The organism is Candidatus Pseudothioglobus sp. Uisw_041 (genome assembly GCF_048087625.1).
Classification (GTDB): Bacteria; Pseudomonadota; Gammaproteobacteria; order PS1; family Pseudothioglobaceae; genus Pseudothioglobus.
Map to the genome: position 1 here is coordinate 1,501,516 of NZ_CP159805.1, position 16,308 is coordinate 1,517,823.

Annotated in this window: 19 protein-coding genes; 5 read left to right on the forward strand and 14 right to left on the reverse strand. The window is 36.4% G+C overall.

The window, feature by feature from the left end:
• The first annotated feature begins 50 nt into the window (after positions 1-50).
• The gene (locus tag ABXT44_RS07660) at positions 51-521 is read left to right on the forward strand and encodes an FKBP-type peptidyl-prolyl cis-trans isomerase (RefSeq protein WP_416686664.1); all 471 of its coding nucleotides are present in this window, start codon (positions 51-53) and stop codon (positions 519-521) included.
• Here the strand turns inward: ABXT44_RS07660 and ABXT44_RS07665 are convergent.
• From ABXT44_RS07665 to efp, 6 genes are read right to left on the reverse strand one after another with little or no spacing between them, the layout of a single operon-like run.
• On the reverse strand, positions 518-1,006 hold the full coding sequence (locus ABXT44_RS07665; RefSeq protein ID WP_416686666.1) for a metallophosphoesterase family protein: 489 nt from the start codon (positions 1,004-1,006) through the stop codon (positions 518-520). The genes ABXT44_RS07660 and ABXT44_RS07665 overlap by 4 nt on opposite strands.
• Entirely contained in the window at positions 1,006-2,202 is a 1,197-nt protein-coding gene (locus tag ABXT44_RS07670; RefSeq protein ID WP_416686668.1) for an argininosuccinate synthase, read from the reverse strand. Before ABXT44_RS07670 ends, ABXT44_RS07665 begins: the two co-directional genes overlap by 1 nt.
• Positions 2,202-2,594, reverse strand: a complete 393-nt coding sequence (locus ABXT44_RS07675) for a DUF2914 domain-containing protein (protein ID WP_416651662.1) — start codon at positions 2,592-2,594, stop codon at positions 2,202-2,204. The genes ABXT44_RS07670 and ABXT44_RS07675 overlap by 1 nt, the downstream gene beginning before the upstream one ends.
• On the reverse strand, positions 2,595-3,044 hold the full coding sequence (locus ABXT44_RS07680; RefSeq protein ID WP_271537564.1) for a YcgN family cysteine cluster protein: 450 nt from the start codon (positions 3,042-3,044) through the stop codon (positions 2,595-2,597).
• A 38-nt stretch (positions 3,045-3,082) separates the two neighbouring features.
• The gene (gene epmA, locus ABXT44_RS07685; protein ID WP_416686669.1) at positions 3,083-3,970 is read right to left on the reverse strand and encodes an EF-P lysine aminoacylase EpmA; all 888 of its coding nucleotides are present in this window, start codon (positions 3,968-3,970) and stop codon (positions 3,083-3,085) included.
• A gap of 11 nt (positions 3,971-3,981) precedes the next feature.
• Entirely contained in the window at positions 3,982-4,542 is a 561-nt protein-coding gene (efp, locus tag ABXT44_RS07690; RefSeq protein ID WP_416686671.1) for an elongation factor P, read from the reverse strand.
• Positions 4,543-4,710: 168 nt separating this feature from the next.
• On the opposite strand from efp, the gene sucC reads away from it, so the two are divergent.
• The 3 genes from sucC to ABXT44_RS07705 are packed head-to-tail and all read left to right on the forward strand — an operon-like array spanning position 4,711 to position 7,911.
• A complete protein-coding gene (sucC, locus tag ABXT44_RS07695; protein WP_416686673.1) occupies positions 4,711-5,871 on the forward strand; it encodes an ADP-forming succinate--CoA ligase subunit beta in 1,161 nt (386 codons plus the stop codon).
• Entirely contained in the window at positions 5,868-6,734 is an 867-nt protein-coding gene (sucD, locus tag ABXT44_RS07700) for a succinate--CoA ligase subunit alpha (protein WP_416651666.1), read from the forward strand. Before sucC ends, sucD begins: the two co-directional genes overlap by 4 nt.
• Positions 6,735-6,765: 31 nt before the next feature.
• Entirely contained in the window at positions 6,766-7,911 is a 1,146-nt protein-coding gene (locus ABXT44_RS07705; RefSeq protein WP_416686675.1) for an MFS transporter, read from the forward strand.
• On the opposite strand, the gene queA is transcribed toward ABXT44_RS07705, so the two are convergent.
• The 5 genes from queA to ABXT44_RS07730 form a co-directional block, all read right to left on the reverse strand.
• Positions 7,903-8,922 carry a tRNA preQ1(34) S-adenosylmethionine ribosyltransferase-isomerase QueA gene (gene queA / locus ABXT44_RS07710; protein ID WP_416651669.1) on the reverse strand — a complete coding sequence of 340 codons (1,020 nt, stop codon included), beginning with the start codon at positions 8,920-8,922 and terminating at the stop codon, positions 7,903-7,905. The genes ABXT44_RS07705 and queA overlap by 9 nt on opposite strands.
• Entirely contained in the window at positions 8,909-9,643 is a 735-nt protein-coding gene (locus tag ABXT44_RS07715) for an RnfABCDGE type electron transport complex subunit B (RefSeq protein ID WP_416651670.1), read from the reverse strand. The genes queA and ABXT44_RS07715 overlap by 14 nt, the downstream gene beginning before the upstream one ends.
• A gap of 181 nt (positions 9,644-9,824) precedes the next feature.
• On the reverse strand, positions 9,825-10,598 hold the full coding sequence (locus ABXT44_RS07720; RefSeq protein WP_416651671.1) for a ferredoxin--NADP reductase: 774 nt from the start codon (positions 10,596-10,598) through the stop codon (positions 9,825-9,827).
• A gap of 71 nt (positions 10,599-10,669) precedes the next feature.
• Positions 10,670-11,110: a DUF934 domain-containing protein gene (locus ABXT44_RS07725; RefSeq protein ID WP_416651673.1), complete on the reverse strand. Its 441-nt coding sequence runs from the start codon at positions 11,108-11,110 to the stop codon at positions 10,670-10,672.
• On the reverse strand, positions 11,103-12,740 hold the full coding sequence (locus ABXT44_RS07730; protein WP_416686677.1) for a nitrite/sulfite reductase: 1,638 nt from the start codon (positions 12,738-12,740) through the stop codon (positions 11,103-11,105). The genes ABXT44_RS07725 and ABXT44_RS07730 overlap by 8 nt, the downstream gene beginning before the upstream one ends.
• A gap of 143 nt (positions 12,741-12,883) precedes the next feature.
• Between ABXT44_RS07730 and ABXT44_RS07735 the strand changes: the two genes are divergently transcribed.
• Positions 12,884-13,348: an Lrp/AsnC family transcriptional regulator gene (locus ABXT44_RS07735; RefSeq protein WP_416686679.1), complete on the forward strand. Its 465-nt coding sequence runs from the start codon at positions 12,884-12,886 to the stop codon at positions 13,346-13,348.
• Positions 13,349-13,363: 15 nt separating this feature from the next.
• On the opposite strand, the gene ABXT44_RS07740 is transcribed toward ABXT44_RS07735, so the two are convergent.
• The 3 genes from ABXT44_RS07740 to folP are packed head-to-tail and all read right to left on the reverse strand — an operon-like array spanning position 13,364 to position 16,300.
• Complete coding sequence (locus ABXT44_RS07740) at positions 13,364-14,101, reverse strand: sulfite exporter TauE/SafE family protein (protein WP_416686681.1); 738 nt, start codon at positions 14,099-14,101, stop codon at positions 13,364-13,366.
• Positions 14,102-14,150: 49 nt separating this feature from the next.
• Complete coding sequence (gene glmM / locus ABXT44_RS07745) at positions 14,151-15,488, reverse strand: phosphoglucosamine mutase (RefSeq protein ID WP_416686683.1); 1,338 nt, start codon at positions 15,486-15,488, stop codon at positions 14,151-14,153.
• A 2-nt stretch (positions 15,489-15,490) separates the two neighbouring features.
• Positions 15,491-16,300 (reverse strand): dihydropteroate synthase, encoded by an 810-nt coding sequence (gene folP / locus ABXT44_RS07750; RefSeq protein WP_416686685.1) that lies wholly within the window; start codon positions 16,298-16,300, stop codon positions 15,491-15,493.
• Positions 16,301-16,308: the final 8 nt, after the last annotated feature.

A 16,308-nucleotide genomic window follows, 5' to 3' on the forward strand; every position in this document is an offset into this window, starting at 1 on the left:
AAATTATTGAATTCGAATCTGAATACTCAATCTATTACACTATTACAAATATGAGCGAAACAATCTCCATAAACAAATTTGTTGAACTAACTTATAGAATCATAGATCAATCTAATGGTGAAGTTATAGAACAGGTCGAAGAGCCATTAGGGTATGTTCAAGGAGATAATTCATTATTATTCAATCAGGTAACCAAAGAGCTTGAAGGCAAATGTGTTGGTGATGAAGTAGAGATTTTGCTGAAAGCAGAAGATGCCTTTGGAAAAAAGGCTGATGAACTAATTTTTACAGATGATATCAATAATGTTCCAGTGGAATATAGATTTATTGGAGCATCCGTTACTATGCAAAATGATAAAGGTGGCACTAAAGATTTCATAGTTTCAAGTATCGAAGACGGAAAACTCACAATTGATGGTAATCACCCTCTTGCAGGCAAAGATATTATTTTTTATGTGGAGATTTTATCAATTCGTGAAGCAACCGCTGATGAAATCATTGAGGGTGGAAAGTTAGATTAAGAAAAAATATCGTCATAGATATATTGCTCAATATTCCATTCTTTTTGACTTTCAATAGTCAGCGTTAGACATCTTGCAGCCCCATAATTTCGAATTTTTCCAGCAGAACCTGGATTTATAACCCAAGGTGTTTGCTGTTTATCAATAACTTGTTTGTGAGTATGTCCGTATATGATGACCTTTGAATCTGGGTAAGTAGCCCTCAAAGAATCATGACTTGGCTGAACATGTCCATGTAAATGGCCATGCTCTATTGCTATGCTGCCTCCAGGAAACTCTACTAACTCAACCTCACCAAAAGAAGATATATGCTGATCATTGTTACCCTTTACGGCAATCATTTTTTGCTTTGGGTTTAATGCAGACAAAGAACTTTCATCTATGATATCCCCTGCATGAATGACAAAGTCACAATCATTCATGAGATCTATTACTTCTGGATGGATTGCTCCGTGAGTATCTGACAGGATGCCAATTTTTATCACTATTGGAGTGACTTTAATCTCAATCGAAGCGCATTAAGTTTGATAAAGCCCTCAGCATCTTTCTGATCATATGCACCACCGTCATCTTCAAAGGTTGCAATTTTTTCACTAAATAAGCTATTATCTGATTTACGGCCAACTACTGAAGTATTACCTTTATAAAGTTTCAGTCTTACTATCCCACTAACAGTTTCTTGCGAGGCATCAATTGCTGCTTGCAGCATTTCACGCTCTGGTGCAAACCAAAAACCATTATAAATAAGCTTGGCGTACTTTGGCATTAACTCATCTTTAAGGTGTGCAGCTTCTCTGTCTAAAGTAAGTGATTCGATAGCACGATGAGCTCTTAACATAATCGTACCAGCGGGTGTTTCATAACATCCACGAGATTTCATGCCAACAAAACGATTCTCTACAATATCAAGCCTACCAATCCCATGCGCACCACCTAGTTTGTTGAGTTCTTCCATGACTTGAGCTGGCGACATTGATTCACCATTTATAGCAATGATGTCGCCTTTTTCATAAGTTAACTCAATATATTCAGCGCGATCTGGAGCCTCTTCAGGGGAGACTGTCCAGCGCCACATTTCATCCTCTGCTTCCTGCCATGGATCCTCAAGCAAGTCACCCTCATAAGAAATATGAAGTAAGTTAGCATCCATTGAGTATGGTGATTTCTTTGATTGCTTTTTATAGTCTACTTCAATATTATGCTCTTCAGCATATTTCATTAAGCTCTCACGTGAAGATAGATCCCATTCACGCCAAGGTGCAATAATTTTAATTTCTGCATTCATAGCATATGCACTTAGTTCAAACCTTACTTGATCATTGCCTTTTCCTGTTGCTCCATGAGAGATTGCATCTGCACCAACTTCTTTGGCAATTTCAACCAGCCGCTTAGAGATTAAAGGTCGTGCAATAGACGTGCCTAAAAGATACTCCCCTTCATAAATAGCATTTGCTCGAAACATTGGAAAAACAAAATCACGTGCAAACTCTTCACGTAAATCTTCGATATAAATTTCCTTTATCCCCATGGCTTTAGCTTTAAGACGAGCTGGTTCAACTTCTTCACCCTGACCAATATCTGCTGTAAAGGTTACTACTTCACAATCATATGTTTCCTGTAACCATTTAGCAATAATGCTAGTATCTAATCCACCCGAGTATGCTAATACGACTTTATTCATTATTTTTCTATGTAGTTAAATTCTTTTTTATAAAGCACTTCATTTTCAGAAGTAACGACTTCGACTATCCATTTTCCTGTCCAGGTATGCCAAAGATTTTTTGATGACCAAACCCTCCAACGAGGGCCTTTAATATCAAAAATAACATCGGCCATCACTTTATTATTATATATCCAGCGATGCTTAACACTTGTACCTTGAAGATTACGAATGTTTGTAAAAAAATAGATTTTACCCAAAGAATTGTCAAGCTCTCCAACAATATTAAAGGGCTCTCTGTCTACAATCTCTGTCGCAAATTCTGCATTAGAAATATTTTGATGTGGCCATTCATTTGCAAATACATTAGAAAATAAAAATACACTGAGCATTAATACGGTTAATTTTTTCATTTAGTCCACCCAATTTATAATATGTTCAAATAAAAGATCTTTTGAAACTTCATTATCTCTATACGTTCTTCCTCTTACAGAAATACCTGCCAAATGAACACTATTCTTATCCCCACTTATTAGTGGGTGCCACATAGGTAACTCTTTCCCTTCGTATAGAAGTCGATATGCACATGTACTTGGAAGCCAATTAAACTTTTTTCCCCAATCTGGCTTAATACTTAAGCAGTCTGGAACATATTTCTGACGGTTGTCGTAGTGTGGACAAGAGCACTCCTCTTCATCTAAATAATGACAGGCGACATCTGTAAAGTAGATCTTTCCAGAATCCTCATCTTCCAGCTTATGTAAGCAGCATCTTCCACAGCCATCACAGAGCGACTCCCACTCCTTAGAACTCATCTGAGATAAAGTTTTATTTTTCCAGAAAGGTTTATCTAAATTTTCCAAAGTTTTTTATCAATTACCATTGCTAGTCGATACAATAATTATAAACTTATTGAAGAAAATAATCTTTCAATTCCAATAGCTACGCCAGAACAATGTGGAAGGCCAACTTTTATATCTCTCAAAAACTCCTCATCAACTAATAACTTTTTCTTTTCAATCATTTTTCTTTTATATAACTCGTTATTGAATCGATCTCGATATTCATCAGCAGATTGTATTTCTTCATAACCATTAGCAATTTCAATACCATTTATATACAATTCAAAGCGATGGGCGATAGGGCCATCAATTTTTGCAAGTGCTGACTGCTCTTTAGGGTAATCATAAATAAAGCAAATAGGGATTTGACTTATCTTTGGCTCAATGAGATGCACAAAAAGAAGGGTTTGAAGATCCTCAATCCAGTCATAATCTGAATTTAAACCTAATGAATTTGCAATTTTCTTTAGGTCTTCCAGATCAGCATTTAATATATCAATATTGCCATACTCAAAAAAAGCTTGTGCGTATGATATTTTAATTGCAGCATCAGTCTTCCCAAGCATTTTTAGTAAATCTATAATTTCGTCAACCAAAGAATGCATATCGAAATCAATACGGTAGAACTCCAGCATTGTAAATTCGTTAGAGTTATTACTCCCATATTCATTATCTCTATATACTTGGCAAATTTGAAATATATCTCCGCTTCCTTTGGATAAAAGTCGCTTCATTTCTAACTCAGGAGATGTATGTAAATATAGATCAGTTGGCCTAGAGATATCACGATTAACTTTCATTTCAATGCTATCAATATAGACATCGGTTGAAGGATAGAACAAAAGGGAAGGAGTTTTTACTTCAGTGACCTTACGAGAATAAAAAAATTCCCTAATTTTTATGATTAAATCTTGATAATGAACTAGATTTTTTTTTACTTTGGACATGTCAGCCTATATTAGGCGCGACCTGAATACTCATTTGTTCTAGTATCAACTTTGACCTTATCTCCAATACCAACAAACAAAGGAACCTGAACGACCACACCGGTATTTAAGGTTGCTGGTTTACCACCAGTTCCAGCTGTATCTCCTTTAAGGCCAGGGTCTGTATCGATCACTTCTAATATAACTTGAATTGGAGGAACGACTGTAATTGGATTATTATTCCACAAGGTCACAGTACAAATATCTTGCTCCACTAAATAGTCTACAGCACTTCCCATTGACTCTTCACTCAAGTCATATTGCTCAAATGATTCAGGCTCCATAAAATGCCATTTTTCACCATCACTATAAAGGTACTGCATTTCTAACTCCATAACATCGGCGCCCTCAAGTGACTCACCTGATTTATATGTCTTCTCAAGAGTTTTACCTGTAATAAGATCTTTAAATTTAACTCGATTAAAGGCCTGTCCTTTTCCAGGCTTTACAATTTCATTATTGACAATTGAACATGGATTACCATCGAGAATCAATTTCAAACCGTTTTTAAACTGGCTAGTATTGTAATTCATATTTTTTTTAATCCTAAAGTTTTAAGGGAAAAGGCATAAATTTATAAATGAATATTTTAATAAGTTATAAAAGAAATATATTCATAATTTAAAAATTTGAAATAAAGACAACAAACGAAGAATGTTAAAATACCCTTCCACATATTTTAACCCTAATGTTTTAATTATATGCATATACATGAACACCAGGCAAAAGGCTTATTTAAGAAACATAATATTAAAGTTCCTGAATTTATTGTTGTTTCAAATAGTAATGAAACTCAATCTGCTTGTGAGAAACTTGGCGGCTCAATTTGGGTTGTTAAAGCTCAAGTTCATGCTGGAGGCAGGGGAAAAGGTGGAGGTGTTATTGTATGCAGTAAAGTGCAGGATGCAGTTGATGCCAGTAAAAAATTAATAGGTACTAATTTAATTACTCCGCAGACTGATGCAAATGGTCAACCTATTAATGAAGTCATTATTGAGGCTGGTCAAGATATTTCTAAAGAGTTGTACTTGGGACTTCTTGTTGATCGTGCTACAGAAAATATCACAATTCTCGCTTCAACAGAAGGTGGAATGGATATCGAAAAAGTTGCCTCAGAAACGCCTGATAAAATTATTAAACAAAAAATTAATCCTCTAGGTAAATTATCAGTCGAAGAATGTGTCAATGTTGCTAAAAAACTTGGGCTAGATTTATCACTTCACGATGAGTTTGCTTCGACACTTCTTGGACTTTATGCTATTTTTACTGAGCATGATGCCAACCTTATTGAAATAAACCCACTTATTATTACTGGTCAAAATGAAATCATGGCTCTTGATGGTAAAATTGATTTTGATGATAATGCTCTCTATAGAAATCAATCAATTGCTAATCTAAGAGATATTGCACAAGAAGATGAAAAAGAAAGAAGTGCTAGCGAACATCAATTAAATTATATCTCTCTAGATGGCTCTGTGGGCTGTATGGTAAATGGTGCTGGATTAGCAATGGCGACAATGGATTTGATAGAATATCATGGTGGATCACCAGCTAACTTTTTAGATGTAGGCGGAGGCACAACTGCCGATAGAGTAGCAATAGCTTTTGAAATAATTCAAAGTGAAGAAAATGTTAAATCTATTTTAGTAAATATTTTTGGTGGTATAGTGCGCTGTGATCTTATTGCAAATGGTATTTTACAAGCAATAGAGAAAGTAGGATTAACGCTTCCAATTATTGTAAGACTCGAAGGAACAAATGCACAAGAAGGCCTTCAAATTCTTAATAAAAGTAACTTTAATATCATTACTGAGGCTGACTTAACTAAGGCTGCTAAACAAGCTGTGGAGATGGCCAAATGAGTGTCCTAATTAACAAAGAAACCAAAGTAATCTGTCAAGGTTTTACTGGCAAGCAAGGTACGTTTCATTCTGAACAATCCATTGCATATGGAACAAAATTTGTCGGTGGCGTAACGCCTGGCAAAGGTGGACAAACCCACTTGGAAAAACCAGTCTTCAATTCTGTTGCACAAGCTATGGCTGAAACAGGAGCTAATGCCACAATGATTTATGTGCCGCCAAGGTTTGCATTTGCCTCTATAGTCGAAGCGATTGAAGCTGAGATGCCCGTAATTGCATGCATAACTGAAGGCATTCCTGTCCAAGATATGATTAAAATTAAAGCCATTATCGCAGGCAGTAAATCAACATTAATTGGACCAAACTGCCCAGGGGTAATAACTCCAGATGAATGTAAACTTGGCATTATGCCGGGTAATATCCACAAGAGTGGTTCAGTTGGAATTGTCTCTCGTTCAGGAACGTTAACCTATGAAGCAGTTCACCAAACTACTCTAGCAGGACTTGGTCAAAGCACTTGTATTGGTATTGGTGGTGATCCTGTTCAAGGAATGAATTTTATTGACTGCCTTAAATTGTTTGAAAAAGATGATGACACGCATTCAATTGTTATGGTCGGTGAGATTGGTGGGAATGCTGAAGAAGAGGCTGCGGAGTATATTAAGTCAAATATTTCTAAACCTGTTATATCATATATTGCTGGACTTACCGCTCCCAAAGGAAAAAGAATGGGTCATGCAGGCGCAGTAATAAGTGGTGGGTCTGGGGATGCTAAAAGTAAAATTCAAGCACTAGAAAATGCCGGAGTAAGTGTTGCACCCACCCCAGCATTAATGGGACAAACTTTGCTTGAAGCTCTCTAAAAATATAATGTCTTTTCTTTCAGTCAATTAAATGAAAGTGATTAGAAATAGTAGGTTTGCAGTTTCAGTAATTTTTGCTATTAACGGTGTTGTATTTGGAACATGGGCATCTCGAATTCCAGAAATTTCAGATTTTCATAACTTATCGCCCGCTGCTTTAGGTTTATTAATATTTCTTCTAGGTTTATCAGCTATTGTAGCATTTTCAGTTTTTGGGAGAGCTGCAGATCGTTATGGGGCATCAACTGTAACAAAGAGAACCACTTGCCTATTAATACCTCTTACGCTTATCTTTATAGCTTTTGCAAACTCAATATGGATGCTTGTAGCAGCGATCATTTTCTTTGGAGCAATCCATGGGGGTGATGATGTAGCCATGAACGCCTGGGCTGCGGAAGTTGAGCGTAAAAATAATCATCCATTAATGTCGTCTTTTCATGCAATGTGGAGCTTGGGAGCTGGCCTTGGTGCAGGTTCAGGAGTATTGACTGCTTACTATAAAATTGGAATGCCAGTGCATTTTACAATTACTTCAATTATAATTTTCTTGGTTATGCTTACTGTTGTAACTATCCCTTTCAACTCTGAAAAGAAAGAAAAAGACAGTAAAGATCCATTTATCTCTATTCCAAAGGGAGCCTTGCTTCCTGTCGCTCTTATTACTTTTTTTGCCTCATTAGGAGAGGGTATGGTTGCAGATTGGAGTGCTATTTTCCTTAGAAGTGTTGCAGATCTTTCGAATGGCAGTGCGGCTATAGGATTTACTGTTTTTTCTGTTTGTATGTTTGCAATGAGACTTATGGGTGACAAAATTGCTTTAAAGTTTGGCGCCTCTAAAACAGCACGTTATTCTGGATTATTTGCTTTAGTAGGCTCTTTAATTGTACTAACATTTAAGACACTCGTACCATTAATGATTGGCTTTGGCCTAATAGGGCTAGGCATTGCTGTTATCATTCCTCTAGCATTTTCTCGTGCTGGTAAAGACAAAGAAATATCTCAGGGCACTGCAATTGCCAGTATTGCGACGCTTGGATATGGAGGTATGCTACTTGGCCCATTATTTGTAGGCCTTATTGCTGAAGCAACTTCAATTAAAACCGGCTTTCTACTGTTACCAATTTTAGCTTTCTTAATTTTTTTGCTTTCAAAGCATCTCTCTATTAAATCACTCTGATTTTTTCTCCAAAAGCATTGCGTCGCCATAGCTAAAAAAACGATATTTTTCTTTAATAGCATGGCTATAAGTCTCAAACATTTCCTCAAAACCTATAAAAGCACTCACTAACATTAAGAGTGAAGATTTTGGTAAATGAAAATTTGTAATCATAGCATCTACTATTTGAAACTTAAATCCTGGGTAAATAAAAATATCTGTATCTCCCTTTTGGTACTTTAGGCTTCCATTAACTGAAGCTGACTCTAAGGCTCTTACAGCTGTGGTGCCAACCGCAATTATTCTCCCACCAAGCGCCTTTGCTTGCTCTATCTTATCTATTGTTTCAGTAGAAATTTCATAATACTCACTGTGCATTTTATGACTCTCAATATCCTCAACTTTAACAGGCTGAAAAGTTCCTGCCCCAACATGTAAAGTTAAAAATGTATGATTGATACCTTGATGTTCAAGGCTAGATAACAACATCTCATCAAAATGAAGTCCTGCAGTAGGAGCTGCAACTGCACCATCATTTTTAGCATATACTGTCTGATACCTGCTCTGGTCTTCTTTAGAGTCCTCTCTATTAATATATGGTGGCAAAGGGATATGCCCAATTTCATTAAGTACATTTAGAATAGAATCTGACTCAAAGTTAACCTTATAAATACCATCGTTTTTATCACATATCTTGATGCGGCTTTTATTTTCAAGGACTAAATAAGTACCAATTTTTGGAGATCTACTTGACTTAATCATTACTAACGCTTCGTGATCATTAATCAATCTCTCAACTAGAACTTCAACCTTACCTCCAGAATCTTTATGTCCAAATAATCGAGCCGCTATAACTTTTGTATCATTAAGAACTAGTAAGTCATTTGGTTTGAGAAAATTACCCAATTGAGAAAAAGTAGAGTCATCAATTATATCTCTTAGCACTAGTAACCTTGAATCAGTCCTACTTGAACTAGGGTATTGAGCAATTAAAGACTTTGGTAGGTCAAAATCAAAATCACTTAGCTTCATTGTCTACCTTTAAGGCATTAACTCGACTCATTGCTGCCTCAATTTTTTCTTTCTGAATCTTGTCTTTTGCCATTTTCTCCTTCAGAGCAATCATCCTTGCCTCCAGTAGATCAGACCTTTCCTGTTTGTTTCTTTCTAAACGCACTTCACGGAACTCAAATCTCCTTCTAGCCTTTTCTCTTTGGTCACTCTCTTGGTTTTGTTTTTTATACAGCTCATTATAGAATTGATAATAATTAACAAAAGGAATTTCAAAATTTGGCTTAATATCAATCATATCAATACAATCTACTGGGCAAACTGGTAGGCATAAATCACAGCCAGTACACTCTTCAGCAACAACTTGCGTCATAACTTTTGATGAGCCTATAAAAGCATCCACTGGACAGGCTTTAATACACAAGGTGCATCCAATGCAGACTTTTTCATCAACCAAGGCAATTTGCTTTGGCTTTGTTTCACCATGTGCTTCATTTAAAAGAAGAGCTTCAACACCTAGAAGCTCGGCTAAAGCATCAATCCCTTCCTGTCCTCCTGGAGGACATTGGTTAATTTCAGCATCACCATTTGCTATTGCCTCAGCGTATGGCCTGCAACCTTCAAAATCACACTGTGTACATTGGGTTTGAGGCAAGATAGCATCTATTTGATCAACTAACGAGCTCCCTTTGATCTTAGCAGTATATCCTAAGCCAATATTGATTAAAAAATTCTCGTTCATATGGCTGGTAATTTTAAACTAAATATAGTTTATAGTCTTTACTGACTATGAAAGTTACGCTTGAAAAAAGGAAACTTCAAAGACTTACGCAGTATATATTTTTTGCTTTCTTAACAGAACTTGAAAGGTAAAGTTTTTACTTAAAGACTGTCATTCATATTAGGCCTAATAGAGCGTGGACTCAAGATTCAACAAAAGCACGCTCAATAACGAAGTGGCCTGGCTCCACATTACGAGCCTCAATAAAGCCCTTAGATTCAAGCATATCTACTAACTCCTTAAGCATGCTAGGGCTTCCACAAATCATAAATCGATCGTCTACTAAATTGGGCTGAGGCTGCTTCAAATCTAAAAACAACTTACCACAACTCATCAGGGTAGTTAGGCGGCCATTATTTTTAAAGGGCTCACGGGTTACTGTAGGATAGTAAACCAGTTTCTCCCTTACTATTTCCCCAATATATTCATCATTTGGCAAAACATTTTCAATGTAATCAGAGTAGGCCAGCTCAGAAACTTCACGCACACCATGAGCCAAGATAACCCTGTCGAATTGGTCATAGATTTCTGGATCTTTAATGATGCTCATAAATGGCGCCAAACCTGTTCCAGTACAAAGTAAGTAAAGGTAGCGTCCAGGAAGCATATTGTCTGGAATTAAGGTTCCTGTGGACTTCTTGCCCACTAGAACTTCATCGCCTACAGCAAGGTTTTGCAGCTTGGAGGTAAGAGCGCCATCTTGTACTTTAATACTATAGAACTCAAGTTCATTCTCATAGTTAGCACTAGCAATACTATAGGCGCGCATCAATGGCTTACCATCAGAAGGAAGACCAATCATTGTAAAGTGGCCATTCTTAAAACGATAGCCTGGGTCACGAGTAGTACGAAAGCTAAATAATGTGTCATTCCAGTGATGGACATGAGTCACTCTTTCAGTTATCAATGTCGACATACATTCCCTCTTTGGCTTATTAATTGCATAGCTTTTTTGTATATAAAATTTGGGTAAATTATACTATTAATCTAGTATTTTTGCTGAAGCCCTGAATTGTTTGCAGCCTCTTGATAACAAATACTAAACCCATTGGCGTAATCTTCTTCATTCAATCCTATATAAGAGTCAAGCAATACATAACTTGTAACTCCAGATCTAATCATAAATTGCAATTGATCTAGGTGGGCATTAATACCAATAACTTCACCTAAAAATTGCCATCTCTTTCTTAATAAATAAGCCTGAGAATAGCCTCTACCATCATCAAAATTATTAAAATCAAGAACTATTAACTCTAAAGAATCAAGGTAATCTTTGATTAAAAAAACATCGTCTGAAGGCGCAATAATAACCCCTACAGAGAGTTTTGATAACTTCTCAATATTTTCAATCCATTCTTGAAAAGAAACAAGGTCAACACTTTCATAATCTTTGTTTAGTATGCTCTCTATTTGACAAGCTTCACCCATATACCTTCTCCTTAAATGGAGCAATACCTATTCTTTTAAAGACATCAGTAAATCTCTCCTGATTTGATCGATGTTTTAGGAATACATTAACAATAGTTTCTACAGCATCAACAATATTTTCACCACTTACTGATGGTCCTAGTTTCTTTCCAATAACAGTTTCATGCAGCGTCTCTCCTGCTAAAGTTATTTGATAATACTCTTCACCATTTTTTTGCATACCCAATAAGCCTATATCCGCTATATGGTGATGGGCACAGGAGTTTTCACATCCAGAGATATTAATATTTAAATCGCCAATGTCGAGTAGCTTTTTCATATCATTAAAACGCTCCTGCACTCTAGTAGCTATCGGGATAGAAACAGCCTTAGCTAAATCACAATAGTCTCTGCCAGGGCATGCTACTATCTGGGCTAGGGTGCCTTGATGCGGACTAGCTAAACCATATTTTTCAAGAGACCGCCATAAGTTATAAACCTGATCTTTTCTGACATAAGGAAAAACGATTGTTTGCCTTTTAGTCGTTCTAAGTTCACCTGAGCTGTACCTCTCAGCTAAGTCTGCAAGCTGCCTCATCTGCTCAGAGGTTGCATCACCAGGAGCTGCACCTAACTTTGTAAGCGATATATTAACAATACTGAAACCATCAACTTTATGCCTACGAACATTATTTTTCTTCCAAATACTATAATTAAAATCAACTTTTTCTTTAAAGCCGTCTAAACCTATCGGCCTAATTGGCAAAGCAAAGTCTTTTTTTAGTTGCTCTAATTCAACTAGATTTAATTTTAACTTTGAATCATTTCTAGTTTGCTGCCAGTCTTCATCAACTAACCGAGAAAACTCCTCCGCTCCAAGCTCACGAACTAAAAACTTGATTCGCAACTTTTTTTGATGATCACGGCGACCTTTTAAATTGTAAATTCTCATGGTAGATTCAAGATAACTAAGAATATCTTCAACCTCAATAAATGATGCAGTCTCTGCTGCAATCATAGCCGCCGCTCCAAGCCCGCCACCAACAAAAACACTAAAGCCCAATTGGTCTTTGCTATTTCTAACGAGCCTTAAACCAAGATCATGAATTCTTAATGCAGTTTCATCTAGTTTTGCTCCATTTATAGCAATTTTAAATTTCCCAGGTAGCCATGAAAACTCTGGATGAAGATTAAACCAGCGTCGTATTAATTCACAGTAAGGTCTTGCGTCCTCAATTTCACCCTCTGTTAAGCCAGATAAGGGGTCAGCCGTTATATTCCTTGTAGCTTTTCCACTTGTTTGGATTGCATGAAGGCCAGCATCTGAAAGCTCACGAAGTAAATTAGCAATTTCAGGAAGCTCTATCCAATTGAATTGAATATTTTGTCGGGTTGTGAAGTGTCCAAAACCTCTATCGTATTTGTCTGCCACATTGGCAAGAGACCAAAGCTGCTCAGAACTAAGAGTGCCATATGGTATAGCGACTCTAAGCATATGAGCATGAAGCTCCATATAAAGTCCATTCCTAAGCCTAAGACTTCTAAACTTAGCATCATCCAAGTCGCCAGCTAAATGGCGCTTTAATTGTTTCTCAAATTGATCAACTCGCTCAACTAGAAATTTACTGTCTTCGGTGCTATATTGGTACATTAAACTATTTCTTTAAAATATGATGGGTATTATAGTAAAATATTCTATATTCTTAAGAATTAATATACAAAAAAGAATATTATTATAAATATAATTATAAATATAGTATATTATTTTAAATAATATGAATAACAGATAAAATTATGGATACTATTGACATCAAATTACTAGAACTTCTCCAGCATAATGCAGAACTAACCATTCAGGAGCTTTCAAAGGAAGTTCACTTATCAACCACTCCATGCTGGAAAAGAATTAATCAATTAAAAAATAATGGTTACATTAATAAAACAGTCTCACTGGTAGATCGAAAAAGAGTTGGCGCCAACGTAACTGCAATGGTTTCTATCAAAGTCAACAATCACAATCAAGAAAGAATTAGTATTTTCTCCAAAACCATTCAAGATATTCCTGAAGTTATTGAGTGCTATCGTATGAGTGGTGAGACAGATTATCTTCTTAAAGTTGTGGTAAGCGACATTGAGAGTTATGACGCTTTCTATAAAAATTTAATTGAAAAAGTTCAATTTCTTAAAGTTACTTCAAATTTTGCAATCGAAGAAATTAAAAGCACCACTGAAATACCATTAACTAAACTAGGAAAGTAATCCAAAAAAAATTGATTAAAGGACTATAACTTTCAGCAGTCCAACCATACAAACTATTATAAGCACACCACCCATCCAGCGCTTAAATTTTGCATCACTTTTAATCATTCTTTCATGCATTCTAAGTCCAATAAAATGACCTAGAGCAGCTACTGGAATTAGCATTAAAGAAAACCGCCAATCTATATATACGCCAACAGCCATGAAGGCCACCATCTTTATTGAAACTAGAAAAAACCATAAAACAAACAAGGTATTTCTTAGTTTCTTCAAATCTATATGGTTCATATAAACTGCAACTAGAAGGACTCCTCCCATTAAGGAAGTGCCTGATAAATAACCACCAAAAAATAAAAGTAAATTATTTACCCAAGTCTTTTTAGAGATTATTTGGCTATTATTTATCCAAGTTAATGAATATAGAATTGTAATTAAATACACAATTAAAGTCATTACATTTGGTGGAAGACTTAAAAGACCTATCACACCAATAATTTTTGCTGGAAGTATCCATGGTAGAGATTTCTTCAGATATTGCCAGTCAACCTGTCTTAAGGAATTTGAAAGAGTGATGCTAGAAAAAAATAATAAATGAATCCCAATTATTGGCAGCCAATCTATTGGAGAGCCTCCAATGAGCATTAAAATTGGGAGGCCTAGAACAGCGCCTCCAAAACCAAGACCAGTCCTAACAAACCCAATCCAAGTAAATATTATGGCAATCATTAATAACTCTAAGGGTGAAAAGATCATTAATTTAAGAAGGAGTTAATAGAAGAAAATAATTGTAATTACAAAGTAATTACATAGATTTAATTACGTCTGCTAAGTAATTTGCAGATTCAGTTGCTAGCTCTAAATCATTGCACTCAACCATCACTCGAACTAAAGCCTCTGTCCCTGATTTTCTGATTAGAATTCGCCCCTTATCTGATAACTTAGATTCAGTCAGGTTTATTGCATCAACTAGATTAGAATTATTTTTTACATTTATATCAGTTTCAGTTTTGATATTTATAAGAACTTGAGGATACTTTGTCATCTTACTCTTAAGATCATAAAGGTTTTTTTGTGACTTGGAAACAACCTCTAATATCTGTAAAGCTGCTATTATTGCATCACCCGAAGTTGACTTATTTAAACAAATAATATGCCCAGAGCCCTCACCACCAAGAATAGCATCATTATTTATTAACTTGTCCATGACATGCCTGTCACCAACATCTGCCTCAATAAAAGTAAGTTCAAGCTCTCCCAGAGCTTTTCTCATACCTAGATTAGTCATCTTTGTCCCAACAACTGTATCGGATTTAAGTTGGCCATTGTTTTTCCAGGCATTTGCAATGATATAAACAAGTTCATCACCATCAACTTTCTCGCCTAAATGATCAACCATTATTAACCTATCACCATCGCCATCAAAAGCAATTCCAAGATCGGCATTTTGTTTTAAAACTTCTTGTTGGAGCTGATTTGTATCTGTTGCTCCACAGTTTCGATTAATGTTATAACCATCAGGATTGTTATTAATCATTATGGTTGAGGCGCCTAATTCTTTAAAAACATCTTCGGCAATATGATAAGTTGCGCCGTTGGCACAATCAATTATAATTTTTAAATTTGATAGATCACATTCTTTATCAAATGTTGATTTACAAAACTCAATATATCTACCTAGTGCTTGTCCATATCTCTTTGCTTTTCCAATTGATGCAGAATCTACACTAACCATGGGTTTCGAAATTTTCTCTTCTATTGCTTTTTGCACTTTGTCACTAAACTTTACGCCTTTACTTGAGAAGAATTTGACGCCATTATCTTGGTATGGATTATGTGATGCACTTATGACAACGCCTGCAGACGCTCCAAATGCCTGAGTCAGGTATGCAATTGCTGGAGAAGGCATAGGTCCAAGCATGCCCACATTGACTCCAGCTGATAAAAAGCCAGCTTCAAGCGCAGATTCAAATAAATATCCTGAAACCCTTGTATCTTTTCCAATAATTACACTTGCAGTACCGCCTTCAGTTTCACGCAAAACCGAGCCTACAGCCCAGCCAACTTTTAACAAAAAATCTGCAGTTATAGGGGCTACTCCAACCTCTCCTCTAATTCCATCAGTACCAAAAAAATTATTCAAAACTACTCCCTAAAATTTTGTATTTGTTCCCATACTGTGAGCGCATCCTTTGTCTCTGAAACATCATGAACTCTAATAATATCTGCACCATTCTCAGCTGCAATTAGCGCAGCAGTGACGCTTCCAATGAGTCGCGAGTCAACATCTTTATCTCCTAATAAGGCTCCAATCATTGACTTCCTTGAGAGTCCAGCTAGAATTGAAACTCCAAAATCATGGAACTCAGAAAGATTCTTTAGTAAGGCTATATTATGACCTAAGTTCTTACCAAAGCCAAACCCTGGATCAATGGTGATAGAACCTAGCTGAATTCCTGCGTTTTCACATGCCGCGATTCGCTCGTGAAAGAATTTTTTAACATCATCGACAACATTGTCATACGATGGGTTGGCTTGCATAGTCCTAGGAGTGCCTTGCATATGCATTAGACAGACATCAGCTCGCAACTCAGCTGCCATCTCGAGAGCGCCATCTGCTCTCAATGCATTAACATCATTAATGATGCTTGCTCCTGCAGAAAAGGCCTCCTTCATAACAATAGGTTTAGAGGTATCAATTGATATTGGCACATCTATACTGCCGCTCAAAGCTTCAATTACAGGCATAACCCGCTTTAATTCATCTTCAGGAGAAACTGCAGGCGCACCTGGTCTCGTTGACTCACCACCAATGTCAATAATTCCTGCGCCTTCTTCAACCATTAATTGGGCCTGAGTAACTGCACTAACTGAATCTAAGAACAAGCCTCCATCAGAAAAGGAGTCCGGTGTAATATTCAAAACGCCCATGATGATTGGCTGATTTACCATCATCACATCCT

What these genes read in the sequence shown, in the direction of transcription:
- ABXT44_RS07660 (WP_416686664.1), top strand. Translation starts at nt 51, where the DNA reads ATGAGCGAAACAATCTCCATAAACAAATTTGTTGAACTAACTTATAGA.
- ABXT44_RS07740 (WP_416686681.1), bottom strand. Translation starts at nt 14,101, where the DNA reads ATGATCTTTTCACCCTTAGAGTTATTAATGATTGCCATAATATTTACT.
- ABXT44_RS07725 (WP_416651673.1), bottom strand. Translation starts at nt 11,110, where the DNA reads ATGGGTGAAGCTTGTCAAATAGAGAGCATACTAAACAAAGATTATGAA.
- ABXT44_RS07720 (WP_416651671.1), bottom strand. Translation starts at nt 10,598, where the DNA reads ATGTCGACATTGATAACTGAAAGAGTGACTCATGTCCATCACTGGAAT.
- queA (WP_416651669.1), bottom strand. Translation starts at nt 8,922, where the DNA reads ATGAAGCTAAGTGATTTTGATTTTGACCTACCAAAGTCTTTAATTGCT.
- epmA (WP_416686669.1), bottom strand. Translation starts at nt 3,970, where the DNA reads ATGTCCAAAGTAAAAAAAAATCTAGTTCATTATCAAGATTTAATCATA.
- ABXT44_RS07670 (WP_416686668.1), bottom strand. Translation starts at nt 2,202, where the DNA reads ATGAATAAAGTCGTATTAGCATACTCGGGTGGATTAGATACTAGCATT.
- sucC (WP_416686673.1), top strand. Translation starts at nt 4,711, where the DNA reads ATGCATATACATGAACACCAGGCAAAAGGCTTATTTAAGAAACATAAT.
- ABXT44_RS07715 (WP_416651670.1), bottom strand. Translation starts at nt 9,643, where the DNA reads ATGAACGAGAATTTTTTAATCAATATTGGCTTAGGATATACTGCTAAG.
- ABXT44_RS07675 (WP_416651662.1), bottom strand. Translation starts at nt 2,594, where the DNA reads ATGAAAAAATTAACCGTATTAATGCTCAGTGTATTTTTATTTTCTAAT.
- ABXT44_RS07705 (WP_416686675.1), top strand. Translation starts at nt 6,766, where the DNA reads ATGAAAGTGATTAGAAATAGTAGGTTTGCAGTTTCAGTAATTTTTGCT.
- folP (WP_416686685.1), bottom strand. Translation starts at nt 16,300, where the DNA reads ATGATGGTAAATCAGCCAATCATCATGGGCGTTTTGAATATTACACCG.
- sucD (WP_416651666.1), top strand. Translation starts at nt 5,868, where the DNA reads ATGAGTGTCCTAATTAACAAAGAAACCAAAGTAATCTGTCAAGGTTTT.
- efp (WP_416686671.1), bottom strand. Translation starts at nt 4,542, where the DNA reads ATGAATTACAATACTAGCCAGTTTAAAAACGGTTTGAAATTGATTCTC.
- ABXT44_RS07730 (WP_416686677.1), bottom strand. Translation starts at nt 12,740, where the DNA reads ATGTACCAATATAGCACCGAAGACAGTAAATTTCTAGTTGAGCGAGTT.
- ABXT44_RS07735 (WP_416686679.1), top strand. Translation starts at nt 12,884, where the DNA reads ATGGATACTATTGACATCAAATTACTAGAACTTCTCCAGCATAATGCA.